Origin of the sequence: Brevundimonas sp. (assembly GCF_051858995.1) — a bacterium.
Lineage (GTDB): Bacteria > Pseudomonadota > Alphaproteobacteria > Caulobacterales > Caulobacteraceae > Brevundimonas.
On record NZ_JBHYGN010000009.1, the window covers coordinates 225,545 to 248,969 of the forward strand.

29 protein-coding genes are annotated in these 23,425 nt (G+C 68.6%); 14 read left to right on the top strand and 15 right to left on the bottom strand.

Going from position 1 to position 23,425, the window contains the following annotated elements:
- The first annotated feature begins 9 nt into the window (after positions 1–9).
- The 5 genes from ACTIEF_RS10740 (at position 10) to ACTIEF_RS10760 (ending at position 2,456) form a co-directional block, all read left to right on the top strand.
- A complete protein-coding gene (locus ACTIEF_RS10740; RefSeq protein ID WP_439472130.1) occupies positions 10–234 on the top strand; it encodes a hypothetical protein in 225 nt (74 codons plus the stop codon).
- Positions 231–791 (top strand): 5-formyltetrahydrofolate cyclo-ligase, encoded by a 561-nt coding sequence (locus ACTIEF_RS10745; RefSeq protein ID WP_439472131.1) that lies wholly within the window; start codon positions 231–233, stop codon positions 789–791. The genes ACTIEF_RS10740 and ACTIEF_RS10745 overlap by 4 nt, the downstream gene beginning before the upstream one ends.
- A gap of 2 nt (positions 792–793) precedes the next feature.
- Positions 794–1,615, top strand: a complete 822-nt coding sequence (locus tag ACTIEF_RS10750; protein WP_439472132.1) for a TIGR00282 family metallophosphoesterase — start codon at positions 794–796, stop codon at positions 1,613–1,615.
- Between the two features lie 65 nt (positions 1,616–1,680).
- Positions 1,681–2,136, top strand: coding sequence for a MotA/TolQ/ExbB proton channel family protein (locus tag ACTIEF_RS10755; RefSeq protein ID WP_439472133.1), 456 nt, complete (start codon positions 1,681–1,683; stop codon positions 2,134–2,136).
- A 5-nt stretch (positions 2,137–2,141) separates the two neighbouring features.
- Positions 2,142–2,456, top strand: coding sequence for a BlaI/MecI/CopY family transcriptional regulator (locus tag ACTIEF_RS10760; protein ID WP_439472208.1), 315 nt, complete (start codon positions 2,142–2,144; stop codon positions 2,454–2,456).
- A 3-nt stretch (positions 2,457–2,459) separates the two neighbouring features.
- On the opposite strand, the gene ACTIEF_RS10765 is transcribed toward ACTIEF_RS10760, so the two are convergent.
- The 3 genes from ACTIEF_RS10765 to purL are packed head-to-tail and all read right to left on the bottom strand — an operon-like array spanning position 2,460 to position 6,081.
- Complete coding sequence (locus ACTIEF_RS10765) at positions 2,460–3,536, bottom strand: glycosyltransferase family 4 protein (protein WP_439472134.1); 1,077 nt, start codon at positions 3,534–3,536, stop codon at positions 2,460–2,462.
- Positions 3,533–3,883, bottom strand: a complete 351-nt coding sequence (locus ACTIEF_RS10770) for a DUF305 domain-containing protein (protein ID WP_439472135.1) — start codon at positions 3,881–3,883, stop codon at positions 3,533–3,535. The genes ACTIEF_RS10765 and ACTIEF_RS10770 overlap by 4 nt, the downstream gene beginning before the upstream one ends.
- Positions 3,883–6,081: a phosphoribosylformylglycinamidine synthase subunit PurL gene (gene purL / locus ACTIEF_RS10775; RefSeq protein ID WP_439472136.1), complete on the bottom strand. Its 2,199-nt coding sequence runs from the start codon at positions 6,079–6,081 to the stop codon at positions 3,883–3,885. The genes ACTIEF_RS10770 and purL overlap by 1 nt, the downstream gene beginning before the upstream one ends.
- Positions 6,082–6,186: 105 nt before the next feature.
- Here purL and ACTIEF_RS10780 point away from each other — a divergent pair, with 105 nt between their 5' ends.
- The gene (locus ACTIEF_RS10780) at positions 6,187–6,333 is read left to right on the top strand and encodes a hypothetical protein (protein ID WP_439472137.1); all 147 of its coding nucleotides are present in this window, start codon (positions 6,187–6,189) and stop codon (positions 6,331–6,333) included.
- A complete protein-coding gene (locus ACTIEF_RS10785; protein ID WP_439472138.1) occupies positions 6,333–6,584 on the top strand; it encodes a Tat pathway signal protein in 252 nt (83 codons plus the stop codon). Before ACTIEF_RS10780 ends, ACTIEF_RS10785 begins: the two co-directional genes overlap by 1 nt.
- On the opposite strand, the gene ACTIEF_RS10790 is transcribed toward ACTIEF_RS10785, so the two are convergent.
- On the bottom strand, positions 6,581–7,378 hold the full coding sequence (locus ACTIEF_RS10790; protein WP_439472139.1) for a hypothetical protein: 798 nt from the start codon (positions 7,376–7,378) through the stop codon (positions 6,581–6,583). The two genes, ACTIEF_RS10785 and ACTIEF_RS10790, sit on opposite strands and share 4 nt — an antisense overlap.
- A gap of 109 nt (positions 7,379–7,487) precedes the next feature.
- Here ACTIEF_RS10790 and ACTIEF_RS10795 point away from each other — a divergent pair, with 109 nt between their 5' ends.
- Complete coding sequence (locus ACTIEF_RS10795; protein ID WP_439472140.1) at positions 7,488–7,682, top strand: hypothetical protein; 195 nt, start codon at positions 7,488–7,490, stop codon at positions 7,680–7,682.
- A 12-nt stretch (positions 7,683–7,694) separates the two neighbouring features.
- On the opposite strand, the gene purQ is transcribed toward ACTIEF_RS10795, so the two are convergent.
- The 5 genes from purQ to purC form a co-directional block, all read right to left on the bottom strand.
- Entirely contained in the window at positions 7,695–8,357 is a 663-nt protein-coding gene (gene purQ / locus ACTIEF_RS10800; RefSeq protein ID WP_439472141.1) for a phosphoribosylformylglycinamidine synthase subunit PurQ, read from the bottom strand.
- Between the two features lie 33 nt (positions 8,358–8,390).
- The gene (locus tag ACTIEF_RS10805; RefSeq protein ID WP_439472142.1) at positions 8,391–9,629 is read right to left on the bottom strand and encodes an MFS transporter; all 1,239 of its coding nucleotides are present in this window, start codon (positions 9,627–9,629) and stop codon (positions 8,391–8,393) included.
- A gap of 102 nt (positions 9,630–9,731) precedes the next feature.
- Positions 9,732–10,211, bottom strand: a complete 480-nt coding sequence (locus tag ACTIEF_RS10810) for a YbhB/YbcL family Raf kinase inhibitor-like protein (protein ID WP_439472143.1) — start codon at positions 10,209–10,211, stop codon at positions 9,732–9,734.
- A gap of 198 nt (positions 10,212–10,409) precedes the next feature.
- On the bottom strand, positions 10,410–10,646 hold the full coding sequence (gene purS / locus ACTIEF_RS10815; protein ID WP_439472144.1) for a phosphoribosylformylglycinamidine synthase subunit PurS: 237 nt from the start codon (positions 10,644–10,646) through the stop codon (positions 10,410–10,412).
- Positions 10,646–11,404 carry a phosphoribosylaminoimidazolesuccinocarboxamide synthase gene (gene purC, locus ACTIEF_RS10820; protein ID WP_331046206.1) on the bottom strand — a complete coding sequence of 253 codons (759 nt, stop codon included), beginning with the start codon at positions 11,402–11,404 and terminating at the stop codon, positions 10,646–10,648. Before purC ends, purS begins: the two co-directional genes overlap by 1 nt.
- 273 nt (positions 11,405–11,677) lie before the next feature.
- Here purC and ACTIEF_RS10825 point away from each other — a divergent pair, with 273 nt between their 5' ends.
- Positions 11,678–12,001, top strand: coding sequence for a DUF1476 domain-containing protein (locus ACTIEF_RS10825; RefSeq protein WP_439472145.1), 324 nt, complete (start codon positions 11,678–11,680; stop codon positions 11,999–12,001).
- Positions 12,002–12,073: 72 nt separating this feature from the next.
- On the opposite strand, the gene ACTIEF_RS10830 is transcribed toward ACTIEF_RS10825, so the two are convergent.
- From ACTIEF_RS10830 to purB, 4 genes are all read right to left on the bottom strand, one after another.
- Positions 12,074–12,661 (bottom strand): fasciclin domain-containing protein, encoded by a 588-nt coding sequence (locus tag ACTIEF_RS10830; protein WP_439472146.1) that lies wholly within the window; start codon positions 12,659–12,661, stop codon positions 12,074–12,076.
- 120 nt (positions 12,662–12,781) lie between these two features.
- Positions 12,782–13,624: a formyltetrahydrofolate deformylase gene (purU, locus tag ACTIEF_RS10835; RefSeq protein ID WP_439472147.1), complete on the bottom strand. Its 843-nt coding sequence runs from the start codon at positions 13,622–13,624 to the stop codon at positions 12,782–12,784.
- On the bottom strand, positions 13,621–14,136 hold the full coding sequence (locus ACTIEF_RS10840) for a DNA-deoxyinosine glycosylase (protein ID WP_439472148.1): 516 nt from the start codon (positions 14,134–14,136) through the stop codon (positions 13,621–13,623). The genes purU and ACTIEF_RS10840 overlap by 4 nt, the downstream gene beginning before the upstream one ends.
- Entirely contained in the window at positions 14,136–15,434 is a 1,299-nt protein-coding gene (gene purB / locus ACTIEF_RS10845) for an adenylosuccinate lyase (protein WP_439472149.1), read from the bottom strand. The genes ACTIEF_RS10840 and purB overlap by 1 nt, the downstream gene beginning before the upstream one ends.
- Positions 15,435–15,558: 124 nt before the next feature.
- Between purB and ACTIEF_RS10850 the strand changes: the two genes are divergently transcribed.
- A complete protein-coding gene (locus ACTIEF_RS10850) occupies positions 15,559–16,206 on the top strand; it encodes a glutathione S-transferase (protein ID WP_439472150.1) in 648 nt (215 codons plus the stop codon).
- Between the two features lie 188 nt (positions 16,207–16,394).
- Here the strand turns inward: ACTIEF_RS10850 and ACTIEF_RS10855 are convergent, their stop codons facing one another.
- The gene (locus ACTIEF_RS10855) at positions 16,395–18,062 is read right to left on the bottom strand and encodes a lytic transglycosylase domain-containing protein (RefSeq protein ID WP_439472151.1); all 1,668 of its coding nucleotides are present in this window, start codon (positions 18,060–18,062) and stop codon (positions 16,395–16,397) included.
- Between the two features lie 160 nt (positions 18,063–18,222).
- Complete coding sequence (locus ACTIEF_RS10860; protein WP_439472152.1) at positions 18,223–19,014, bottom strand: uracil-DNA glycosylase; 792 nt, start codon at positions 19,012–19,014, stop codon at positions 18,223–18,225.
- Between the two features lie 97 nt (positions 19,015–19,111).
- On the opposite strand from ACTIEF_RS10860, the gene ACTIEF_RS10865 reads away from it, so the two are divergent.
- The 4 genes from ACTIEF_RS10865 to ACTIEF_RS10880 all read left to right on the top strand — a co-directional run bounded on the left by ACTIEF_RS10865 (position 19,112) and on the right by ACTIEF_RS10880 (position 23,422).
- Entirely contained in the window at positions 19,112–19,357 is a 246-nt protein-coding gene (locus ACTIEF_RS10865) for a type II toxin-antitoxin system ParD family antitoxin (protein WP_439472153.1), read from the top strand.
- Positions 19,344–19,640, top strand: coding sequence for a type II toxin-antitoxin system RelE/ParE family toxin (locus ACTIEF_RS10870; RefSeq protein WP_439472154.1), 297 nt, complete (start codon positions 19,344–19,346; stop codon positions 19,638–19,640). The genes ACTIEF_RS10865 and ACTIEF_RS10870 overlap by 14 nt, the downstream gene beginning before the upstream one ends.
- Positions 19,641–19,841: 201 nt before the next feature.
- A complete protein-coding gene (locus tag ACTIEF_RS10875) occupies positions 19,842–21,494 on the top strand; it encodes an electron transfer flavoprotein-ubiquinone oxidoreductase (RefSeq protein ID WP_439472209.1) in 1,653 nt (550 codons plus the stop codon).
- A 98-nt stretch (positions 21,495–21,592) separates the two neighbouring features.
- Complete coding sequence (locus ACTIEF_RS10880) at positions 21,593–23,422, top strand: tetratricopeptide repeat protein (RefSeq protein ID WP_439472155.1); 1,830 nt, start codon at positions 21,593–21,595, stop codon at positions 23,420–23,422.
- Positions 23,423–23,425: the final 3 nt, after the last annotated feature.

The window sequence follows — 23,425 nt, forward strand, 5'->3', positions numbered from 1 at the left end:
GAGCTGACGATGAAGCGCGGCTGGTTCGGACCCAAGGTGTTCGGCTGGGGCGCCTCTCCGGCGTCGTGGCAGGGTTGGGTCGCCACCGGCGTCTTCGTCCTGGCCATGGGCGCGACGGGTCTGGTTCAGCCGGGCGACAGTCTCGCCGCCTGGATCGCGCGCGGCGTCGTGCTGGCGGTCTTCCTCGGCTTCATCGCCGTCACCTACCGTTCGGACGCCCGGACCTCGCTTTGACCCTCCCCGACAAGCCCGCCCTGCGCGCCGAGGCCCGCGCCCGGCGCAAGCGGCTGGCCGGTCTGGACCCCGAGGCCGCCCAGCGCGCCGCCTCCCACATCGACACCCTGCCGACCGGCGATCCGGTCGCCGTCTATCGCGCCATCGGATCCGAGCTGGATACCGACGCCCTCGGTCTCGCCCTGATCCGTCAGGGGCGGACGCTCTGCCTGCCGGTGGTGCTTCAGACGGACGCCGCCATGATCTTCCGCCGCTGGTCGCCCGGCGAACCGCTGGAGCTGGATCAGGCGGGCGTGCCCGCGCCCTTGCCGCTGGCCGAGACGGTGATCCCGCGGTTGATCCTCACGCCCCTGCTGGCCTTCGATCTTGAGGGCGGCAGGCTGGGTCAGGGCGGCGGCTATTACGACCGCACCTTCGCCGCCCTTCCGGACGCGATCCGCATCGGCTTCGCCTACGCCGGACAGCAGGTCGAGGACCTGCCGGTGGAACGGCACGACATACGCCTGCATGGCGTTCTGACCGAGGTCGGCTATACCGCCGCCCGAAAGGTACTCTGAATATGCGTCTCGCCTTCTTCGGTGATGTGGTCGGCAAGTCCGGCCGCGACGGTCTGTCCGACCATCTTCCCGCGCTCAAGCGCGACCTGAAGCTCGACTTCGTGGTGGTCAATGCCGAGAACGCCGCGGGCGGTTTCGGCATCACCGAGCACACCGCCAACGAGCTGTTCATGGCCGGCGCTGACTGCCTGACGCTGGGCAACCACAGCTGGGACCAGCGCGAGGCCCTGACCTATATCGTGCGCGAGCCGCGCCTGATCCGGCCGCTCAACTATCCGCGCCTGATGGACGCTCCGGGGGCGGGCGCCAATCTGTTCGAGACCCAGTCCGGCCGCACCATCCTCGTCATGAACGTGCTGGGCCGCGTCCACATGGACCCGATGGACGATCCGTTCAGCGCGGTGGAGAAGGAACTGGCCGCCTGTCCGATGGGCATGGCCGCCGACGCCATCATCGTCGACATCCATGCCGAGGCCACCTCCGAGAAGATGGCCATGGGCCATTTCTGCGACGGCCGCGCCTCTCTGGTGGTGGGCACCCACACCCACGTCCCGACCGCCGACTGCCAGATCCTGCCCGGCGGCACCGCCTACCAGACCGACGCCGGCGGCTGCTGCGACTATGACTCCGTCATCGGCAACGAGAAGGAAGAGCCCCTGCGGCGCTTCACCACCCGCCTGTCGGGCGGTCGCTACACCCCGGCCCATGGCCCGGCCACCATCTGCGGCGTCTATGTCGAGACCGACGACCGCACCGGCTTGGCCACCCGCGTCGAGCCCCTGCGCGTCGGCGGTCGCCTCAGCCAGGCGATCCCGGTCGTCTGACAGGGATTGATGGATCGGTTTACGTGCGTAATCTAACTGGATTACAAATGTAATTAGGGGGCGTCATGCTGACTGTTCGTCTCCTTGCCGTCGGCGCTGCCGCGTCTCTCCCGCCCGGACTGGCTCAGGCCCGTCCCAAGCTCGCGCCCGCCGTCGTCTTTCAGGACGCAGCCCTGCCGATGCAGGCCATCATGCTTCTTCTCCTGGTCGCCAGCCTCGCGGCCATCGTGGTCGCGGCGCGCAAGGTCCTGTCCGGCCCGCGACTGACCGGCGGCTCGGCCTATCTGCAGGCGCTGCGTCTCGGCGGTCCGCTGATCGGTCTGCTGGGCGCGGCCTACAATGTGCTGATGGTCAATCTGGCCATCGCCAACGTCGGCGAGCAGCCGCCTTACCCCGTCATGGCGCCGGGCTTCGCCGAAGCGGCCTTCATCTTCGTGCTGGGCCTGATCGCAGGCGTGGTCGCGGTCATCTGCAACTGGGTCGTCGAGGCGCGCATCGACCGCGCGGTGCTGCGGTCCTGACCCGGATCGCCGTCACCGAGGCGGAAAGCGCCGTCCTCGCCGCCCTGTGGCGTTGCGGGCCGCTGTCCGCCGCCGCTTTGATGGATGAGGTGAAGTCGCGCCAGCCGTGGGGCGACGCCACCATCAAGACCCTTCTGCATCGCCTGATGCAGAAGGGCGCCGTCCGTTCGGAGAAGGAAGACGGTCGCCAGCGCTATCACGCCGTCCTCGAACGTGACGTCTGGCTGGACAATGAGATCGGCGATCTGGTCGACCGGCTGTTCGAGGGCGACTTCGACGCCCTGGTCGCCCACCTCCGGCGGTCGCCCGAAAAAGACTGAGCCTCAGCCGGCCCGGCGCGCGTCCAGCAGGCGGCGGCGCAGGGCCGACAGCTCCGCCGCGCGGGCGGCGGGGGTGTGGGTCTTCATCACATGGGCCTGCCCGGCGCGGGCCAGGTCCAGCCGCCGCTTCGGGGCATTGATCAAACCCTCGATGGCCTCGGTCAGGGACTGGGCGGTCAGGGGCTCGACATAGACGGCGTGTGGGCCGCTGACCTCGCGCAGGCCGCCCCGGCCCGACGACACCAGCGCGGCGCCCGCCGCATGGGCTTCCAGCGCCGCCAGACCCAGCGGTTCGGCCCAGACCGACGGCACCACGGCGATGGCCGCGGTCTTCATGTCCTCGCGCACGTCGGCCAGCGGGGCGTTGGGTCGGGTGGTGACCTGATCCGTCCGCGCCAGCATCCGTTTGACGTGGGGGCCGCCCCAGCCGACATGCTTGTGCCAGTCGCCGAGATACAGGACGGCGCGCCAGTTCGGGTGCCGGTTCAGCACCTCCGGCAGAGCCTCGCACAGCAGGTCCAGCCCCTTCTCGGGGATGGCGCGACCGGCGAACAGGATCAGCCGCTCCCGCTCTTCCGGCGAGGCGGACCAGAGGTCGGCGTTGATCGGATTGCGCACCGCGAAGGCCCGGTCCGTGAACGCCGGATAGGCGGCCACGAAGGCGTCGCGCGACGCCTCGCTGACGAAGATCAGCCCGTCGAACGCCTTGTGACGCCGGGCGTACCGCCACCGATGAAACGGATTGCGGGGCGGTTTGACGTCATTGTGCCGGTACAGCAGCCGCACCGCGTTCGGGAAATGCTTAGCCAGTTTGGCGGCGCTGATCGTGTGCTGGTGAAACTCGATGATGTCCGGCGCGAACGCCTCCAGCGCCTCGACCAACTGTGCGTGCCTGTCTCCGGCCTTGGGGACGACGTGCATCGGCAGGTCGCCGTGCGTCTGGGCGCCTTCGTCGCAGAAGACCTTCAGGACCTCGTCCTTGCCCGCTTCCGCCGCCAGCGTCCGGATCACCGTCTCGATGGAGTTCGGCTGGTCCGCCGCGAACAGGCCGCCCGGAGGCAGGACGATGGCGATCCTCATTCCGCGGGCGCGCCCGGGACCAGCGCCTCAAGCTCGGCGATTTCCCGTGTCCGACTGTCGACGACGGCCTGGGCCGAACGGCGCACCCGGGCGTCCCGCGCCTCGGCCAGAACGGCGCGCGCCGCGGCGACCGCCTCACGGTTCCGCTGGAGCTGGGTCCGGGCGTAGGCCGCTTCAGTCTCTGTCAGAGGCGTGGCGGCGGTCTCGACCTGATCGTAGGCGACCGTGGCGGACTGGTTCGCCGCCGCTGTCTCGCGCAGGGCCTGCTGCACCGGATCGCCGCCGCCGTCGCAGGCGGCCAGCGTCAGCAGACAGGCCGTTCCGAAAACAGCGGCGCGAAGGCGCATCAGCCGTTCATCCACTTGGGCATCCAGCCCTCGTGCATCTCGCGCAGGTGATCGACCGGCAGGCTGAACAGCTCGCCCGAGCGGAAGTCGCGGCCCTTGGCCCGGCCGACGACCGAGGCGTGTAGGCCGGCGGCCTGCGCCTTGGCGATCACCTCGGTCGGATCGGACACGGCCACCAGGTAACGGGCCTGATCCTCGCCGAACAGGAAGACGTGGGCGTGGGCCGCCGAGGTGGCGTCCAGCTCGATGCCGATGTCCGAGGCCAGGGCGATGTCCGCCGCCGCGCCGACGAGACCGCCGTCGGACAGGTCGTGGACGCAGGTCAGTTCGCCGCCTTCGATCAGGCCGCGCACGAAGTCGCCGGTCTTGCGCTCCAGCTTCAGGTCCACCGGCGGCGGCGCGCCGTCCTCGCGGCCCAGCACTTCACGCAGGTAGATCGAGGCGCCCAGTTCGCCGTGCGTCTCGCCGATCAGCACCAGCACGTCGTCTTCGACCGCGCCGCCGAACCCGACCGTGACGTCATAGTTGGGCAGCAGGCCGACCGCGCCGACCGTCGGGGTCGGCGGAATGGCGACGCCGTTGGTCTCGTTGTAGAGGCTGACGTTCCCCGACACGACCGGGAAGTCCAGTTCGCGGCAGGCTTCGGCCATGCCGTCGATGGCGCGCACGATCTGGCCCATGATCTCCGGGCGCTGCGGGTTGCCGAAATTCAGGTTGTCGGTGATGGCGATGGGACGCGAGCCGACGGCGGTCAGGTTGCGCCAGGCCTCGGCCACGCACTGCTTGCCGCCTTCATAGGGATCGTTCTGCACATAGCGCGGGGTGCAGTCCGAGGTGACCGCCAGTCCCTTGTCCGTGCCGTGCACGCGCACCACGCCCGCGTCGGCGCCGGTGGACGAGTCCTGCAGGGTGTCGGCCATCACGTGGCGGTCGTACTGCTCCCAGATCCAGCGCTTGGACGCCATGTCCGGGCAGGTCAGGACGTTCAGCACCGCGTCGACCCAGCTCTCCGGCGCGGGGACATCCTTCGGATCGAGGCGCGGCTGCAGCTCCGGCTGCACCCACGGGCGATCATACAGGGGAGCGTCGTCGAACAGCGGGGCCAGCGGCACGTCACAGACCGTCTCGCCGTGATGCTTCAGCACCAGACGGCCGGTGTCGGTGGTCACGCCGATGACGGCGGCGTCCAGACCCCATTTCTGGAAGATACGGTGGCCGTCTTCCTCGCGGCCCGGCTTCAGTACCGCCAGCATCCGCTCCTGCGATTCCGACAGCATCATCTCATAGGCGGTCATGCCCTCTTCGCGCTGGGGCACGGCGTCCATGTTCAGCTCGATGCCGACGCCGCCCTTGCCGGCCATCTCGACCGACGACGAGGTCAGGCCCGCGGCGCCCATGTCCTGGATCGCGGCGACCGCGCCCGAGGCCATCAGCTCCAGGGTGGCTTCGATCAGCAGCTTCTCGGCGAACGGATCGCCGACCTGCACGGTCGGGCGCTTGCTTTCCGACTCATCGTCGAACTCCGCCGACGACATGGTCGCGCCGTGGATGCCGTCGCGGCCGGTCTTCGATCCGAAGTAGACGACCGAGAAGCCCGCCGCCGGGGCGGCCGAGTAGAAGATGGCGTCCGACTTCGCCAGACCCACGCACATGGCGTTGACCAGGATGTTGCCGTTGTAGCCGGCGTGGAAATTGGTCTCGCCCGCCACGGTCGGCACGCCGACGCAGTTGCCGTAGCCGCCGATGCCCGAGACGACGCCCGAGACCAGGCGCTTGGTCTTCTCGTGCTCCACATCGCCGAAGCGCAGGGCGTTCAGCAGGGCCACCGGACGCGCGCCCATGGTGAAGACGTCGCGCATGATGCCGCCCACGCCCGTCGCCGCGCCCTGGTAGGGCTCGATGTAGGACGGGTGGTTGTGGCTCTCCATCTTGAAGATGCAGGCGTCGCCGTCATCGATATCGATGACCCCGGCGTTCTCGCCCGGTCCGCAGATCACGCGGTCGCCGGTGGTCGGGAACTTCCCGAGGTGAATCTTGGACGATTTGTACGAGCAGTGCTCGGACCACATCACCGAGAAGACGCCCAGTTCGACATGGTTGGGCTCGCGGCCCAGCCGGTCGAGGACGACCTGATATTCGTTCGGGGCCAGGCCGTATTCGGCGGCCAGCTCGGCCATGGTCTTTTCGGGAGCGCTCATGGGCGCGCCTTCTAGCGGGAGAAGGCTCTTCTGTCAGCCTTTCCGGGCGGAACATCGCCGCCATCGGACCATTGAATCCGGGAAGGCCAGTTGAAGGAGCTTCCCATGCCCGACCAACCCATTGATCCGGCGGCCACGCCGGAGGATCCGAACGCCCCGAGCATCGCCGCCGATGACGCCGGAGCCTCGGCCCTGGCGGAGCGCGCAGCCCGTGAGGCGGCCAATGATGACGGTGGACAGGGGGACGACTGATGCGGAGCCGCGACGAGATCACCCCCGACCACCAGCAGATGGATCTGTCCAACGATCCGGAGGAGGCCGCCCGCCTCAAGGCGCTCGCGCCCGAACTGGCCATGGCCAGCCGCCGCCAGCGCCTGACCGGCTCGGCCACCGGCGTCGGCAGCGTCGGCTTCGACGAATCGGGCGCCTTCGACGTCGGCGCCGCCGATGTGGATCCGGAGCACCCGGAGCCGGGCGACCCGCCCTTCGCCGGAAAGCTCTAGTCCGGCTTCTCGACCGGCGGCTTCAGGCGGAAGGTCAGGATGAAGGCGCCGACCAGCGTCAGGCCTGATGCGGCCACCGCGCCACCGGCCAGCACCGCGTTGCGCTCCATCTCGGCCACGAACACGCCCAGCAGACCCCAGGCGATCGGCAGGGCGAAGGCGGGCATGCGCAGCACCCAGGTCACCGCCAGCGCCTTCGCTGTCACGACCACCACGGCCAGCAGGGCCCAGACGGTCGGCGACAGGGCCGCAGGTAGGTCGCCATTGCCGGTCAGCACGGTCAGCAGGTTCACCGGCGCCGCGATCCCCAGCCACCCCGCCAGCATGGCCAGCGGCCAGACCACCATCCACCGCTCCCGCGAGGCGCGGGGCAGGGCGCGGATCGCTCGTGCATTCATAAGCAGGGGAACCAGCAACACCAGCAGTGATCCGAAGATCAGCACGATGGTGCCCAGCTCCCAATCGAACGCCGCCGCCACGATCCACCAGCCGATGCCGAGGAAGGCCAGCACCGACGGCCAGCCCAGTCGGGACAGCAGTTCACTCTCGCCCGTCGCGGGCAGGGCCTGCCGGACCGCATAGATCAGCAGGCCCAGATAGATCACGCCCCAGATGGCGAAGGTGTAGCCCGCCACTTTCAGGGTCGCGTCGCTGTCCGCCGCGAACTCGCCCGGCGTCTGGCCCCAGCCCATCAGCATCTGCGCCTGGGCGATCACCACCGCGAAGACGGCGCAGGCCAGCACGATCAGGCGGCGGGTCATCTGATCGGAGGTCGGACGGATGATTGAGGACATGGGGGCTCCGGGCGAACTGACACCGGGTTTACGTCCGGCGTCGCGCTTTGGTTCACCGGAACCGCCGCGCTTCTGGCCGGTTCCACCTCCACACATCCGGAGACGACCGATGGCCGAAGACAAACCCCGTTTCGAAACCGATTTCGTCGAGACCGACCGCGCCCGCGAACAGGGGCTGGGCCTCGGCGAGCGCGAGCTCAAGGCTCAGCGCGATCCGGGCGGCATCGCCACCCCGGACGTCGATGAAGTCGATGAGCCGGGCGACCCGGTCGTGCGCAATATCAAGGATGACCTCGAGGGCTGATCGCCCTTCGGATCAGGCAGCGTTGTAGATGCTCTGGAACAGGGTGGCGCCGTCGGCCGAACCCAGTTCGGCCTCGAAGGCCCGGTCCGGGTGGGGCATCATGCCCAGCACATTGCCGCGTTCGTTCTGGATGCCGGCGATGTCGGCGACCGAGCCGTTCGGATTGTCGACGTAGCGGAAGACCACCTGGCCCTCGCCCTCGATCCGCTTCAGGGTCTCCGCGTCGGCGAAGTAGTTTCCGTCGCCGTTGCCCTGGGTCATAACGACCTCGCGCTGCCCCTGATAGCCCGAGGTGAAACGGGTCTGGCCGTTGGCGACCGTCAGGCTGATCGGCTTGCAGACGTATTTGAGGCCCGAGTTGCGCAGCAGGGCGCCCGGCAGCATCCCGGCTTCGCACAGGATCTGGAAGCCGTTGCAGATGCCGACCACGGCCACGCCGTCGTCAGCGGCCTTCTTCACCGCCTGCATGATCGGAGCCTGCGCCGCCATCGCGCCGCAGCGCAGATAGTCGCCGTAGGAGAAGCCGCCCGGCAGGACGATCAGGTCCAGGCCCTTGGGCAGTTCGGTCTCGGCATGCCAAACCATCTGCACCTGTTCGCCGGTGGAGCGTTCGACGGCGACCTTGCAGTCGCGATCACAGTTGGAACCGGGGAAGACGATGACGGCTGCGCTCATGGCGCGGGCTCCTAGCAGGGTTCGCGGAGAATGTCAGGTCGCAGCTGCAGTTCGTTGCGTCACCCGCTTCCCGTCCAGCCACGCCCACACCCAGATCGCCAGCCCGCCCAGCGTCAAGCCCACGGCCACCCAGCCGGTCGAGGCCCAGCCCAGACCGGCGGCGACGGTCGTCCCGGCCAGCAACGGCCCCAGCGCATTGGCCGTGTTGAAGGCCGAGTGGTTCAGCGCCGCCGCCAGCGTCTGCGCCTCGCCGGCCACGTCCATCAGTCGGGTCTGCAGAATCGAGCCCAGTCCGCCGCCGAAGCCGATGAACAGGACGATGACCAGCATCGACCACAGGTGCTGCGAGGCCAGCGGGTAAAGGGCCAGGGAGATCGCGCTCCAGATCAGCACGCCCGCCGCCGCCTTGAAGCCGAACCTGTCCCCGGCCCAGGCGCACAGCAGGTTGCCCGCGAACATGCCGACGCCGAACACGGCGAACACCCAGGGCAGGACGTCGTGGCCGACGTGGGTCACCTCGCGCAGCACCGAGGCCAGATAGGCGTAGACGGCGAACATCCCGCCGAAGCCGATGGCGCTGACACCCAGCGTCAGCCAGACCTGCCGGTTCTTCAGCGCCTTCAACTCCCGCAGGGGGCTGGCGCCGGGATGGGCCGCGTCGCGCGGCGCGAACAGGGCCACCAAGGTCATGGTCAGCACCGCCAGCGCGCCGACGATATAGAAGGTCCACTGCCAGCCATGGGCCTGGCTGACCAGATTGACCACCGGCACGCCCAGCACCGTCGCGATGGTCAGGCCCATCAGGATGGTCGAGACCGCGCGCGTCCGGAACTTCAGCGGCACCGCCGAGGCGGCGACCAGCGCCGCCACCCCGAAATAGGCCCCGTGCGGCAGGCCGCTCAGGAAGCGGAAGACCAGCATGGTCTCGAAATTGGGGGACAGGGCGCTGAGGGTGTTGGCGACGGCGAACAGGCCCATCAGCCCGATCAGCAGAATCCAGCGCGGCAGCCGCGCCCCGAACGCCGCCAGAATGGGGGCTCCGATCACCACGCCCGCCGCATAGGCGCTGATGGCGTGCCCGGCGGTCGGCTCATCGACGCCCAGTCCGCGCGCGAAGTCGGGCAGCACGCTCATGGCGGCGAACTCGGTCACGCCGATCGCGAAGCCGCCCATGCCCAGCGCGGTCAGCAGCAGGGCGACCGCGCCGGGCTTGAGGACTTTCGCCGGTTCGACGCCGTCGGTCTCAAGGTTGGTGGCGTCGACGGGCGTCATAGGCTTACTCGGGGGAAGGAATGTTGCGCTGCAACATAGGTCGCCGCCTTCCCCCTTCAACCCGACAGGTGATCAATAATCACTTATGTGGAGATTTCGGACTCAGCCCTGGCCGGTGTCCTCATAGGTGGCGGTGATCGTCGCCTTGGCCAGGGTGTGGAAATGCAGGTTGAAGCCGAACACGGCGCCCGAGTTGTCGGGGGTCACGTCCAGCTTGTCCGTGTCCACGGCGAAGACGGTGAAGATGTAGCGGTGCGGGCCGTGGCCCGGAGGCGGGGCGGCGCCGCCGAAGCCCGCGGGGCCGTAGTCGGTGCGTCCCTCGACCGCCCCGGCGGGCAGGTCGGCGGACGAGGCGCCGGTCTTCAGCTCGGTCACATCGACGGGGATGTTGGCCACCGTCCAGTGCCAGAAGCCCGAGCCCGTCGGGGCGTCGGGATCATAGACGGTGACGGCGTAGCTCTTCGTTCCCTCGGGCGCGCCCGACCACGACAGGTGTGGCGAGGTGTTGCCCTTCGCCTTGACCTGCGCGTCGGACAGCACGCCGCCGTCCGTGATGTCGTTGGAAGTGAGGGTGAAGGTCATGGGCGTCTCCCGCGAAATGGCGCGGGACCCTAACGCCTCGGCGGCGTTTCCGTCACCCGGAAGACGAGCTTTAGTGCGCCGCGTCCTTGGCCGCCTGTGTAAAGGCGCTGTCGTCCATCAACCCGCCGGCCAGCGCGGAGGCGAACACCACGCAGCCGGCGAGGATGAACAGCACGATCAGCAATTTGCCGATCCGCTTCAAGCGACCTCGATCCGGTAGGATTCGATCACCGTGTTGGCGAGCAGGGTCTCGCACATCTTCTTGGCCTCGACGGCGGGGTCGCCCTCGCCGGCGAAGTCGAACTCGATCAGCTTGCCGACGCGGGCGTTCGACACGCCAGCCCAGCCCAGACCGCCCAGGGCGCCCTCAACGGCCTTGCCCTGAACGTCCAGAACGCCGGGCTTCAGGAACACATGCACCTTCACCTTGGCCATTAGTGCAGTCCCCCCTGGATGACGGTCGGCATGCCCTTCATGATGCCCAGGCGACGCGCGACTTCGGTGTAGCTTTCGATGACATTGCCCAGGTCGCGGCGGAACCGGTCCTTGTCCAGCTTCTCGCCGGTGGTCGTGTCCCACAGGCGGCAGCTGTCCGGGCTGATCTCGTCGGCCAGGATCACGCGGGCGAAGTCATTCTCCCAGATGCGGCCGAACTCGATCTTGAAGTCCACCAGCTGGATGCCGACGGCGCCGAACATGCCCGACAGATAGTCGTTCACGCGCACGGTCATGGCCAGGATGTCGTCCAGCTCCTGCGTCGAGGCCCAGTTGAAGGCGGTGATGTGCTCTTCGGTCACCATCGGATCGTTGAGCTCGTCCTTCTTCAGGTAGAACTCGATGATCGACCGGGGCAGGGGCGTGCCTTCCTCGATGCCGAGGCGCTTGCTCATCGAACCGGCCACGACGTTGCGGCAGACGACTTCCAGCGGAATGATCTCGACTTCGCGGATCAGCTGCTCGCGCAGGTTCAGACGCTTGATGAAGTGGTTCGTCACGCCGATGCCGTTCAGGCGCGACATGATGAATTCGCTGATCTGGTTGTTGATGACGCCCTTGCCCTCGAGCTGGGCCTTCTTCTCGCCGTTGAAGGCGGTGGCGTCGTCCTTGAAGTACTGGATCAGGGTGCCGGGCTCAGGTCCTTCGTACAGGATCTTGGCCTTGCCCTCGTAGAGCTTCTTGCGCTTGACGTTCATGGGGTCTCGTCCAGGCGGGGCCACGCGGGAAACAAAAAACGCGCGGCCAGCGCGGGGAGTCTGGGCAGCGCGGTTCCGGAATCGGGCGGGCGGGTAAAATCGTCGCGGTCTCCTTAGCGGAACCCGTCCCGTGATACAAACGGCGTGGCGGAATCCACAGCAATCAGGACAAGCCGCCGCAACCGTTCGGTTCCGGTTGCGTTCGCATGCCTCGCGGCTTAGAGCAGCGCGACGCGGCCACCACCCGGTCGTTTGAGGAGCCTGCAGACGCCCATGACCACCTTCGACGACCGCGAAAAGGGCTACGAGGCCAAGTTCGCCCTCGATGAGGAGCAGGAGTTCAAGGCGACCGCGCGCCGGAACAAGCTGCTGGGTCTGTGGGCCGCCGAGAAGATGGGCCTGAACGACGAAAGCGCCGCGCAATACGCCGCCGCCGTCGTCCGCGCCGATTTCGAGCAGCCGGGCGAGGAAGACGTCTTCCGCAAGGTCGCCCAGGACTTCGAAGGCTCGGGCCTTGTTGTCTCGGAAGGTGAAATCCGCCGCAAGATGGACGAGCTGTCGTCGGTCGCCCGCGAGCAGATCCGCAACGGCGAGTAAGCGCTTCAGGACCGCCCTACAAAAAAGGCCGCCTCGTGAGAGGCGGCCTTTCTCGTTTATCGTGCGACCGACCTAGTTCGGCATCACCACGGTGTCGATGGCGTGGATCACGCCGTTCGACGCGGCGATGTCCGTCTGGGTCACGGTGGAGACGTTGCCCGCCTCGTCCGTCAGGGTCACCGAACCGCCGGCGCCGACGCGGGCGGTCAGGGTGCCGCCCTCGACCGTGGTGAGGGCCGCCGATCCGCCGCCGGCCTGGATCTGCTGCGTCAGGGTCGCTGCGTCCACGCGGCCCGGGACCACGTGATAGGTCAGGATCTTGGTCAGATCAGCCTTGCCGGCCGGAGCCATCAGGCTTTCGCGGGTCGCCGCCGGGACCTTCTCGAAGGCGGCGTTGGTCGGAGCGAAGACGGTGAACGGACCGGCGCCGTTCAGGGTGGCGACCAGATCGGCGGCCTGGACCGCCGCGACGAGGGTCGAGAAATCGGGCGCGGCCTGGGCCACGGCGACGATGGTTCCGGCTTCCGTGGTCTGGGCGGGAGCCATGGCGCCGGCCGGGGCGGCCTCGGCCGGCGGGGGGGCTTCTTCGGCGTTGCTGCAGGCTGCGAGCAGCAGGGTGGAGGCGGCGGCGAGGAGGGCGGCTTGAGCGGTGAGCTTCATGATCTTGTTTCCTTCCTGAGTTGACGCTCGGGGGGCGGCGTCATCAGCAAGTACGCGTGGGGAGTGTCCGTGGATGAAGGCTGCGTCAGAGCGCCGCGATCAGGGCCGGTCCCACGGGCGTCAGTCTGCGAACACCACCGTCTTGGAGCCGTTCAGCAGCACCCGGTCCTCCAGATGGTGCGACACGGCCCGGGCCAGCACCCGGCGCTCGATGTCGCGGCCCTTGCGGATCAGATCGTCCGGGGTGTCGCGATGGCTGATCCGCTCGACGTCCTGCTCGATGATCGGACCTTCATCCAGATCGGCGGTGACATAGTGGGCCGTGGCGCCGATCACCTTCACCCCGCGCGCATGGGCCTGATGGTAGGGTTTGGCGCCCTTGAAGCCGGGAAGGAAAGAGTGGTGGATGTTGATGCACCGCCCAGCCAGCCGTCCCGCCAGACCGTCGGACAGGATCTGCATGTAGCGGGCCAGCACCACCAGCTCGGTCTGCGTCTCCTCGATCAGCCGCAGCAGAGTCCTCTCCTGCGCCGCCTTGTCCGCGGCGACGACGGGCAGGTGATGGAAGGGCAGGTCGCCCAGATCGACGTGGCCAATCTGGTCCCGGGGATGGTTGGAGACGATGCCGGTGATGGTCATCGGCAATTCTTCCGCCCGCCAGCGGTAAAGAAGGTCCGCCAGGCAGTGGTCGAAGCGCGAGGTCAAAATCATCACCCGGCGCGGCGCCGGGCCCCGCAGCGTCCAGTCCATGTCGAACCGCTCGGCCAGCGGCGCGAAGGCGGCGCGGACGGCCTCGGCGTCCATCGCCTCGGGGCGCTCGAACACCACCCGCATGAAGAAGGTCCCGGTCGACCGGTCCCCGAACTGCTGGGCGTCGGAGATATTGCAGCCGCAGTCCGACAGCAGGCCGGACACGGCGGCGACGATCCCGGAACGGTCCGGGCAGGAGAGGGTCAGAATCATGAAGGCCGGGGAAGAGTGGCGCCGAGTTCCCCGATGATGGCCCAGCGTTCCGCCTTCCAGGCAAGCGGTTTCGCCAGGGCGGGACTGCTGGACGGCAGGATGATCCGGCGGAACGCCCCCGTGTCCGGCCCCAGCACCCGCTCGCCCTCCTTGGCCGCCCTGCCGCCGTTGAAGGCGACGGCGCGGAGATGGGGCAGGGAGGCGATCAGCGTCTTCAGGTCCGCATGGGTCGGCAGGCGGATCGCGGTATCCAGGCTCCCGACCCGCACCGCCTCGGCGATGACGTCCCACAGGCCCACGCCGTGAGCCCGCAGCGTCTCCAGACGGGCCTCATAGGCCAGATCGGCCAGATCGGGCCGCCCGACGGCCGCGCCGGTCAGCCGCCAGAAGGCGTTGCGCGGGTGGGCGTAATACTGTCCCGCCGCCAGCGAGGCCTCGCCGGGCAGGCTGCCAAGGATCAGCAGGCGCGTGTTCGCGTCAACGACCGGAGCGAAGGCGCGCTTGCGCTCCATCAGTTCCCGAACACTCGCGCGAACACCGTGTCCACGTGCTTGGTGTGGTAGCCGAGATCAAACAGCGCCTCCAGTTGGCTTTCCGGCAGGGTCACCCGCGCGTCGGCCTTCAGGAAGTCCAGGAACCGGCCCTCGCCGCGCCAGACCCTCATGGCGTTCTCCTGCACGGCGGCGTAGGCGTCTTCGCGGCTCACCCCCGCCTGCGTCAGCGCCAGCATGACCCGCTGCGAGTGCACCAGCCCGCCCAGCAGATCGATGTTCTTCTGCATGTTCTCCGGATAGATGTTCAGCCGCTCGACCACGTTCGCCAGACGATGCAGGGCGAAGTCCAGGTGGATCGTGGCATCCGGCCCGATGCCGCGCTCGACTGAGGAGTGGCTGATGTCCCGCTCGTGCCACAGGGCGACATTCTCCATCGCCGGAACCACCGACGAGCGGACCAGACGAGCCAGACCCGTCAGGTTCTCGGTCAGGATCGGGTTGCGCTTGTGCGGCATGGCCGACGAGCCCTTCTGACCCTTGTCGAAGAATTCCTCGGCCTCCAGCACCTCGGTGCGCTGCAGGTGACGGACCTCGGTGGCCAGACGCTCGATCGACGAGGCGACGACGCCCAGGGCGGCGAAGAAGGCGGCGTGACGGTCGCGCGGGATCACCTGGGTCGAGACCGGCTCAACCTGCAGGCCCATCTTGTCGGCGACGTACTGCTCAACCGCCGGATCGACGTTGGCGAAGGTGCCCACGGCGCCCGAGATGGCGCAGGTGGCGATCTCTTCCTTGGCCGTGATCAGGCGGCGCTTCGCCCGCTGGAACTCGGCGTAGTAGCCGGCCAGCTTCAGGCCGAAGGTGATCGGCTCGGCGTGGATGCCGTGGCTGCGACCGACCTGCGGGGTGAATTTGTGCTCCTTGGCGCGGGTCTCCAGTGCGGCCAGCACGCGATCCACGCCGCCGATCAGCAGGTCCGCCGAGCGGGCCAGCTGGACCGCGAAACAGGTGTCCAGCACATCCGAGGAGGTCATGCCCTGGTGCAGGAAGCGGGCTTCCTCGCCGACGATCTCGGCCACATGGGTCAGGAAGGCGATCACGTCGTGCTTGGTGGTGCGCTCGATCTCGTCGATCCGGTCGGCGTCGAAGACCGCGTCCTTGCCCTTGGCCCAGATGGCCTCGGCGGCGTCGGTCGGGATGACCCCCAGCTCGGCCATCTTGGTGGCGGCGTGGGCCTCGATCTCGAACCAGATCTTGTACTTGGTCTCTTGCGACCAGATGGCGACGGCGTCGGGGCGGGAATAGCGCGTGATCATGGACGCGCCGTGTCGGGTGATGGGGCCTCCGAGTCAAGCGCCGCTTGTGTTTCGCGCGATCAATCTCGGTCGCATCCGCCCGCGTCAGGCCCTATGAACGGCCCCGAACCGGGAGGGATATCAAATGGAACTGATCATCGGGCCGCGCCTGTATTCGACCTGGTCCCTGCGCCCCTGGCTGGTGCTCAAGCGCTGCGGCGCGGCCTTCACCACCACCGAGATCGACATCTACTCCGCCGCCGGTCAGGCCGAGCTGGAGCGCATCTCCCCCTCCCGCCTCGTACCGCTGCTCAAAGTGGACGGCGAAACGATCTGGGATTCGATGGCCATCTCGGTCTGGTGCGCCGAACGCTATCCGGAGGCGAAACTCTGGCCCGCCGACGCCCACGCCCGCTGGCTGGCCCGGTCGGCGGCCTGTGAGATGCACGGCGGCTTCATGGCCCTGCGCACCCACTGCGGCATGGGGCCGGATCACACCATGGTCGGGCCGGATCGCTCGCCCCTGCCGACCGGCGAAGGGCTGGAGCGCGACATTCGCCGCCTCGTCGCCCTGTTCCGCGAGATGCGCACCCGTTTCGGCGCGGGCGGATCGTATCTGTTCGGCGAGTGGTCGGTGCCGGATGCTTTCTTCACCCCGGTGGCGACCCGCTTCCGCCACTTCCAGGTCAACCTGTCCGACTTCGGCGACGAGGACGGCGTGGCCCAGGCCTATTGCGACGCCCTCCTGGCTCAGCCCGACTTCCTCGAGTGGTCGGCGTCAGCGTTGCGTTAACCGCACACCCGAACCCGACCTTAAGACAACGGCGGTATTCATGGAAACCTGAGCGCATCGAGGCGTTCGAGGTCCGTCATGTCGCTGCAAGCCGAACAGCCCGTCGCCGCCCGCCGCCCCAGCCTGCTGGTGTACGGCCTCCTGATCGTGGTCGCCTGCTGCCTTCCGGCTCTGCTGCTGGCGGGGCTCTAGCTTCCGGTCGTCGCCACCGCGGCCACTTCCACCGGCTGAGCCGGCAGAGGAGGGGGCGGCACATAGTCCAGGCTCAGCGGCACCAGCGTCGCGCCCGACGCCACGGCGTCCAGGGTGTTCAGCGGACGACCGTTCATGCGCTGGTAGATCCAGTAGGCGGCGACCACCTTCTCCACGTAATCGCGGGCTTGCGGCACATCGATGGTCTCGATCAGCAGCAGCGGATCGGCGTCCGGTCCCAGCTTGCGCACGGCGGCCATCATCGGCCCCGGCCCGGCGTTGTAAGAGGCCGCGACGCGCAGCAGGTCGCCGTTGATCTCCGGCAGGGCCAGCACGCGGTTCACATAGGCCTGACCGAGGCGGGCGTTGACGGCCGGGTCGAACAGCCGTTCCGGCGAGCTGACGAAGCCGCGGTCGCCCGACAGCTCGGCGGCGGTGCCGGGCATCACCTGCATCAGACCATAGGCCCCGGCGCCGGAACGGGCGCGGGCGTTGAAGCTCGTTTCCTTGCGGGCGATCGCATAGACCAGCGAGCGCTCGATGGTGAACCCGCCGACCGGCTCGATCACCGGCTGGGCGTAGTTGTTGGCGTCAACGCGGCGGACATCGGCGTCCGATCCGGTAATGCGCGGTCCCAGCGCCCGGCCCAGCGCGGCCCACAGGCGACGGCCCTGATCGGTGACCGCCGAGCGCATGCCGGTGCGCAGTTCATCGCGGGCGTCGGTGCGGCGGCCGATCTCGAAGAAGGCCACGGTGCGACGGGCGCGAGGCTCTGAGCGCACGAACTCTTCCAGTTCGTCTCGGTCAACGCCCAGCGGCTCATCCGGCGTATAGCCCGCCGTCTGCAGCGTCGCCGCGCCGTAGGGGCGCGGCCCCATGTTCTCGATGTTCGGCTCCTCGCCCAGCTGACGCAGGGCGATCTGGCCGTAGAAGGTGGCGGGCCAGACGGCGGCGCGGCGCAGCAGCGGCTGCACCCGGTCCTGCTGGCTCGACCGGGCGGCCGAGCGCGCGGCCCAGAAGGCGGCGCCGGCGCGGACCCAGCTGTCCTCGGTCGGATCGTCCAGCACCTTCTCGAAGGCGTTCGCGGCGCTGCCGAACTCACCCAGCCGGTACTGGGCCAGGGCGACGGTCCACCAGTCGCCAATCTCCTGACCGATGACCACTGCGCCCGCCAGATCGTCGCGGTTCAGGGCGACGCGGGCGGCCTTCATCGGGTCGCCCTCGGTGTTCTGACCGGCGGCGGAGGCGGCGGCCCAGCTGCGGTTCGAGAAGCGCGAGGCGCTGCGCGGCTCGGGCGCGCCGTCCGGGCGGCGACGCATGGCCAGATTATAGACCCGGTCCGCGCACGGCAGATCGGAATATTCCTCCAGCCACGCCGCCAATTCTTCGTAGGTGGCGGTGTAGTCGGGGTGGAACAGGCGTTCGAACTCGACCTGTCCCAGCAGAACGTGATCCTGCGCGGCGCGGGCCGAGGCGCGGGCGGCCTCCAGGTCTCCACGGCGCAGGGCGTCGAAGGCGTTGGTGTAGCTCAGCCGGTCGGCGGCGCTCAGCGCGCTCGGCGCGCGGCGGTCGTCGTCGGCAGCGGCATGCGCGATCCCACCGATGGCGGCGAGCGCAAGAGCCAGCGTCGGCGCGAGGATCGCGCGGCGAAAGGATACAGGCACTGAGGCGGCCCCCCTGAGAGCGGTTTCGGGATCGTCTCGATTCGATCCGTATGCCGCTGTTCGTTCGGTCGTCAGGCCAAAAAGGCGCCACGCCTTCGACCCATGTCAAGATTTGCCTTGGTTTTGGGGCGGTTTTGCGTCGCGGAGGTTAACGCGCCGATCAGGCGTCCGCGGCGTCCAGTCGCGCTGTCAGGGCCAGAAGATCGGCCCAGGCCGCCCGTTTGGCCATCGGGGTGCGCAGCAGGAAGGCGGGGTGGAAGGTCGGCATCACCGGCGCGGAGACATTTCCCTCGGGCAGGCGCCAGTCCTTCCAATTGCCGCGCAGGCGCATGATGCCCTCGTCGGTGGACAGCACCGACTTGGCCGCCGCCGCGCCCAGCAGCAGCACCGCTTTCGGCTTCAGCAGGAAGAAGGCCCGCTCCACGAAAGGCGCGCACGCCGCCTGTTCCGCCGGGCTCGGCGTCCGGTTGCCCGGCGGCCGCCAGAACACCGTGTTTGTGATGAACACGCGGTCGGTCAGCCCGGCCTCGGCCAGCATCCGGTCCAGCAGCTTCCCCGCCTTGCCCACGAAGGGCTGGCCGCGGTCGTCCTCGTCCGCGCCCGGGCCCTCGCCGATGATCATCACCGGCGCCTGCGGGTTCCCGCGTGAGAAAACGGCCTGTTTGGCGCCCATTTCCCGCAGCGGGCAGCCGGTGAACCCGGCGATGGCCTCGCCCAGCGCTTCCAGCGTGTCCGCGCCCGCCGCCAGCCTGCGCGCCTCCGCCGCCGCATCGCCGGTGACCGGCAGGGCGACCACCGAGGCCGTGGCCTTGGTTACCGCCTTCACCGCGGGCGGCGGGGCCACATGGGTGCGGTCGATCGGCGCGTCCTCATAGCAGGCGTCCACCCCCGCATCCCGCCAAAAGGCGAGCAGGCTTTCAGCGGCTGCGGTGTCGAGGGCTTGGGCGTTCACAGGACGGGTGTAGCGCGAATGGCGACAGGTTGCGACGGCTGGTTAGTTGTGCGTATCTGCACCCATAGTATGATCAATATCCCGAAAGGCTTCTTCCATGGGCGCGGTTCGCAAGACGATCACCCTGACAGAGCAACAGGACGCCTGGATTTCCGCCCAGGTCGAGGCGGGGCTCTATACGAACGACAGCGAGGCGATCCGGGATCTGATCCGCCGTGAGCAGGCGCGGGCGGTCGAGATCGAGCGGATTCGCGGCGCGCTGATCGAGGGGGAGCGCAGCGGCGAACCCGAGGCCTTCGATTTCGCCGACTTCAAGCGGCGCAAGGCCGATGAGCGAGGCTGAATACCGGCTCTCGCCGGCCGCCCGGCACGATCTCGAAGCCATCTTCGACTACACCGCCGCCGAATGGGGCGTGGCTCAGGCCTTCCGCTACATCGATCAGATCGAGGCCGCCTGCATCGCCGCGACGCAAGCGCCTCTGGCGGCGGTCGCCTGCGATCACATCCGCCCCGGCTACCGTCGCCGGACGGTGCAGCGTCACGTCCTCTATTTCCGCCCCGAACCCTGGGGCGCGGCGATTATCCGTATCCTGCACGATCGGATGGACGTGGAACGCCAATTCTAGAGGGCCGTTCGTCGCGGGTTCTGCTTGACCGCCCCCGCGTCACCTTCCGATAAGCGAACACAGGGAAGACCATACGAACAACGAGGACTATCGGGCATGGCCGAGGAAGCGATCGAGGGCGGGGCGAAGAACGCCTGGCAGGAAGCGGTCATCGACAAGCTGCCGCCCGCCGAGGCTCTGGCGGGCGTCGAGCGCGAGGTCATGGAATATGACGTCGTCATCGTCGGCGGCGGCCCCGCGGGCCTGTCGGCGGCCATCCGCCTGAAGCAGCGCGCGGAAAAGGACGGCAAGGAGATCTCCGTCGCCGTGCTGGAGAAGTCCGCCGAGATCGGCGGCCACATCCTGTCCGGCGCCGTCATCGATCCCAAGGCGCTGAACGAGCTCTTCCCGGACTGGAAGGAACGCGGCGCGCCGCTGGAGACGCCGGTCAGGGAAGACCGCTTCCTGCTGCTGGGGCCGCAGGGCACGCTCCCCCTGCCGATGTTCGCCTTCCCGCCGCTCATGCACAACGACGGCTGCTACATCGCCTCGCTGGGCAATGTCGCCCGCTGGCTAGGCGAGCAGGCCGAGGCCCTGGGCGTCGAGGTCTATCCCGGCATGGCCGCCAGCCACGTCGTCTGGGACGAGCCGACCGGTCGCGTGAAGGGCGTCGTCGCCGGCGTCTTCGGCATCGACCGCGAGGGCAAGCCGACCGGCGAGTTCCAGCCCGGCATCGAACTGCACGGCAAATACGTCTTCATCGCCGAGGGCGTGCGCGGCTCGCTGGCCAAGACCATCATGGCCCGCCACAACCTGTGCGACGGCTCCGATCCCCAGAAGTTCGGCATCGGCGTCAAGGAGCTGTGGCAGATTCCGGCCGAGAAGCACCAGCCCGGTCTGGTCCAGCACTCGACCGGCTGGCCGCTGGACGAGTTCACCGGCGGCGGCAGCTTCCTGTACCACTTCGGCGACCGCTACGTGACCGTCGGCTACGTCGTTCACCTGAACTACAAGAACCCCTTCATCTCGCCCTTCGACGAGTTCCAGCGCTTCAAGCACCACCCCTCGATCGCCGAGCATCTGGAGGGCGGCACGCGCATCTCCTACGGCGCCCGCGCCATCACCGAAGGCGGCTTCCAGTCGGTGCCCAAGCTGGCCTTCCCGGGCGGCGCCCTGATCGGCTGCTCGGCGGGCTTCGTGAACGTCCCGCGCATCAAGGGCAGCCACAACGCCATGAAGACCGGCATGCTGGCCGCCGACTCCGCCTATGACGCGGTCATGGCAGGCCGCTCGGGCGACGAACTGGTCGAGTATCAGGCCGCCTACGAGAAGAGCTGGGTCTACAAGGAGCTCAAGCTCGTCCGGAACGCCAAGCCCCTGTTGTCCAAGCTCGGCACCAGCATCGGCGGCGCCGTCGGCCTGTTCGACATGTGGTTCCAGACCATCTTCGGCGGCTTCTCCCTGTTCGGGACGATGAAGCACGCCAAGACCGACGCCGCCTCGACCGAACCGGCCGCGAAGCACAAGCCGATCGCCTATCCCAAGCCGGACGGGAAACTGTCGTTCGACAAGCTGTCCTCGGTCTTCATCTCCAACACCAACCACGCCGAGGACCAGCCGGCCCATCTGAAGCTGCTGGACCCGTCGATCCCGATCCGGGTCAACCTGCCCAAATACGGCGAACCGGCGCGTCTCTACTGCCCGGCGGGCGTCTATGAGGTGCTGTACGACGAGGACGGCAAGTCCAACCCGCGCTTCCAGATCAACGCCCAGAACTGCGTCCACTGCAAAACCTGCGACATCAAGGATCCGTCGCAGAACATCGTCTGGACCACGCCCGAAGGCGGCGGCGGCCCCAACTATCCGAATATGTAATCCTCCCCGGCGCTCAGCGCGGGGGAGGGGGGGCTAAAAACCTCTCGGGCGCCCCGACAGGCCTTGTCGCCGCCGCATAAAGCGGGAAGGGTCGCGTCATGCGCTCTTCCTCGCTTCGCCTTCTCCTGTCCGGCTGCGCCCTTCTCGCCCTGACGTCTCCCGCCCTCGCGCAGGAGCCGCCGGTGGTGGTGCCCGCGCCGGCTGTCACGCCGGAACGGACGCCCGACCTGCATCCGCCCGCCGTCGTCCCGGACGAGGAGCCCGTCGCCGAGGCCGAGCCCGCCGCGCCCCCCATTCCGGCCATCTGGGCGCCCGTTCCGGTCAACGGGCGGGGCCAGTCGGCCTATGGCCTCTATCTGTCAGGCCGCATCGCGGGTTTCCGCGGCGAGGGCTCGGAGGCCGCCCGCCTGATCTCCGAAAGCCAGGCGCTGGCGCCTGAGCAGCCGCTGCTCCACAGCGAGACCTTCCTCACCAGCCTGTTCAACGGCGACCTCGACACCGTCGTCCGTCTGACCTCGACCATGTCGGCCACGCCCGAACTGGCCGAGGCGGGGCGGCTGGTCTCCATCATTGATGCGGTCGAGCGCCGCGACGGTCGCGCCGCCTGGGCCGACCTCAACGGGCGTCCGCTCGGCCAGCCCTTCACCCTGATCGGCATCTTCATCGCCCCCTCGGTGGCCGCCGCCGCCGGGGACTGGGACACCGCCCTCAAGCCGGTCGAGCTCTCGGCCCAGGACCCGGCCAGCCTGGTGCTCCGCCTCCAGCGCGCCCAGCTTCTGGAAGGCCGCCGCCGCTTCGATGAGGCCGACGCCGAGTACAAGACGCTCGTGGCCCAGCCCAACGGCTCCCGCCTATACAGCGTCGCCTATGGCGAGTTCCTCGAGCGCCGGAACCGTCGTGACGAGGCCGCCGCCCAGTATCGCGCCTCCCTGACCGGTCCCTCGCCCGACCCCGCCGCCCTTGAAGGGCTGGAGCGCGCCGCCGCTCGTCGTCGTCCGCCGCCCGCCCCGACCCCGCGCGACAGCGTCGCGGCCGCCCTCGACTTCGCCTCCATCGTCGCGAACGAGCGGGAAGATCACAAGCTGACGGCCATCCTGCTTCGCCTCGCCGAGGCCCTGCGTCCGACGGACATGACCATCCTTCGTCTCGGCATGGCGCTGGCGGCGGATGGGCAGGAAGAGCCCGCCCGGCAGGCCTTCGCCCGTGTCGGAAACTCCAACGCCATCATCCATGCGGGCGCCCAGTACAACATGGGCCTCAGCTACCAGCGCGAGGAGAAGGCTGACGAGGCGCTGGCCGCCTTCACCCGCGCCGAGGCCGCCGCGCCGGGGCAGACCCGCATCGTCCTGGCGCTCGCCGGTCAGCTGATGGCCATGGATCGCAACGAGGAGGCCCTGGCCGTCCTCAACCGCCCTGACCTGAACACCGCCGACCAGTCCGCCGACGTCCGCTTCATGCGCGGCGCCGTGCTGGAGGTCATGGGCCGCATCGACGAGGCCGAGACCGAGCTCTGGACCGCGCTTCAGGCCCATCCCGACAGCCCGGTCCTGCTGAATCACCTCGGCTACCTCTGGGTCGACAGCGGTCGCCGGGTCGAGCAGGGCGCCGAGATGATCGCCCGCGCCCACGCCGCCCAGCCCGATGATGCCAACATCCAGGACTCGCTCGGCTGGGCCCAGTATCGGCAGGGCCAGTACGACGTCGCCGTCACCACTCTGGAAGGCGCTGTCGCCAAACAGCCCGGCAACGCCGAGATCGTCAACCATCTCGGCGACGCCTACTGGCAGGTGGGCCGTCGTCGCGAGGCGACGTGGCAGTGGAACCGGGTCCTCACCCTCGACCCCGACGCCGAGCGTCGCGCCGAGGTCGAGCAGAAGCTGGCCAACGGCCTGACCGAGCCCACCCCGGTGGTCGGAAGCCAGCCCTGATCC

Excerpts from the sequence above, each read along its gene's own strand:
- ACTIEF_RS10740 (WP_439472130.1), top strand. The coding sequence starts at position 10 with ATGAAGCGCGGCTGGTTCGGACCCAAGGTGTTCGGCTGGGGCGCCTCT.
- ACTIEF_RS10750 (WP_439472132.1), top strand. The coding sequence starts at position 794 with ATGCGTCTCGCCTTCTTCGGTGATGTGGTCGGCAAGTCCGGCCGCGAC.
- ACTIEF_RS10755 (WP_439472133.1), top strand. The coding sequence starts at position 1,681 with ATGCTGACTGTTCGTCTCCTTGCCGTCGGCGCTGCCGCGTCTCTCCCG.
- ACTIEF_RS10765 (WP_439472134.1), bottom strand. The coding sequence starts at position 3,536 with ATGAGGATCGCCATCGTCCTGCCTCCGGGCGGCCTGTTCGCGGCGGAC.
- ACTIEF_RS10770 (WP_439472135.1), bottom strand. The coding sequence starts at position 3,883 with ATGCGCCTTCGCGCCGCTGTTTTCGGAACGGCCTGTCTGCTGACGCTG.
- purL (WP_439472136.1), bottom strand. The coding sequence starts at position 6,081 with ATGAGCGCTCCCGAAAAGACCATGGCCGAGCTGGCCGCCGAATACGGC.
- ACTIEF_RS10780 (WP_439472137.1), top strand. The coding sequence starts at position 6,187 with ATGCCCGACCAACCCATTGATCCGGCGGCCACGCCGGAGGATCCGAAC.
- ACTIEF_RS10785 (WP_439472138.1), top strand. The coding sequence starts at position 6,333 with ATGCGGAGCCGCGACGAGATCACCCCCGACCACCAGCAGATGGATCTG.
- ACTIEF_RS10790 (WP_439472139.1), bottom strand. The coding sequence starts at position 7,378 with ATGTCCTCAATCATCCGTCCGACCTCCGATCAGATGACCCGCCGCCTG.
- ACTIEF_RS10795 (WP_439472140.1), top strand. The coding sequence starts at position 7,488 with ATGGCCGAAGACAAACCCCGTTTCGAAACCGATTTCGTCGAGACCGAC.
- purQ (WP_439472141.1), bottom strand. The coding sequence starts at position 8,357 with ATGAGCGCAGCCGTCATCGTCTTCCCCGGTTCCAACTGTGATCGCGAC.
- ACTIEF_RS10805 (WP_439472142.1), bottom strand. The coding sequence starts at position 9,629 with ATGACGCCCGTCGACGCCACCAACCTTGAGACCGACGGCGTCGAACCG.
- ACTIEF_RS10810 (WP_439472143.1), bottom strand. The coding sequence starts at position 10,211 with ATGACCTTCACCCTCACTTCCAACGACATCACGGACGGCGGCGTGCTG.
- purS (WP_439472144.1), bottom strand. The coding sequence starts at position 10,646 with ATGGCCAAGGTGAAGGTGCATGTGTTCCTGAAGCCCGGCGTTCTGGAC.
- purC (WP_331046206.1), bottom strand. The coding sequence starts at position 11,404 with ATGAACGTCAAGCGCAAGAAGCTCTACGAGGGCAAGGCCAAGATCCTG.
- ACTIEF_RS10825 (WP_439472145.1), top strand. The coding sequence starts at position 11,678 with ATGACCACCTTCGACGACCGCGAAAAGGGCTACGAGGCCAAGTTCGCC.
- ACTIEF_RS10830 (WP_439472146.1), bottom strand. The coding sequence starts at position 12,661 with ATGAAGCTCACCGCTCAAGCCGCCCTCCTCGCCGCCGCCTCCACCCTG.
- purU (WP_439472147.1), bottom strand. The coding sequence starts at position 13,624 with ATGATTCTGACCCTCTCCTGCCCGGACCGTTCCGGGATCGTCGCCGCC.
- ACTIEF_RS10840 (WP_439472148.1), bottom strand. The coding sequence starts at position 14,136 with ATGGAGCGCAAGCGCGCCTTCGCTCCGGTCGTTGACGCGAACACGCGC.
- purB (WP_439472149.1), bottom strand. The coding sequence starts at position 15,434 with ATGATCACGCGCTATTCCCGCCCCGACGCCGTCGCCATCTGGTCGCAA.
- ACTIEF_RS10850 (WP_439472150.1), top strand. The coding sequence starts at position 15,559 with ATGGAACTGATCATCGGGCCGCGCCTGTATTCGACCTGGTCCCTGCGC.
- ACTIEF_RS10865 (WP_439472153.1), top strand. The coding sequence starts at position 19,112 with ATGGGCGCGGTTCGCAAGACGATCACCCTGACAGAGCAACAGGACGCC.
- ACTIEF_RS10870 (WP_439472154.1), top strand. The coding sequence starts at position 19,344 with ATGAGCGAGGCTGAATACCGGCTCTCGCCGGCCGCCCGGCACGATCTC.
- ACTIEF_RS10875 (WP_439472209.1), top strand. The coding sequence starts at position 19,842 with ATGGAATATGACGTCGTCATCGTCGGCGGCGGCCCCGCGGGCCTGTCG.
- ACTIEF_RS10880 (WP_439472155.1), top strand. The coding sequence starts at position 21,593 with ATGCGCTCTTCCTCGCTTCGCCTTCTCCTGTCCGGCTGCGCCCTTCTC.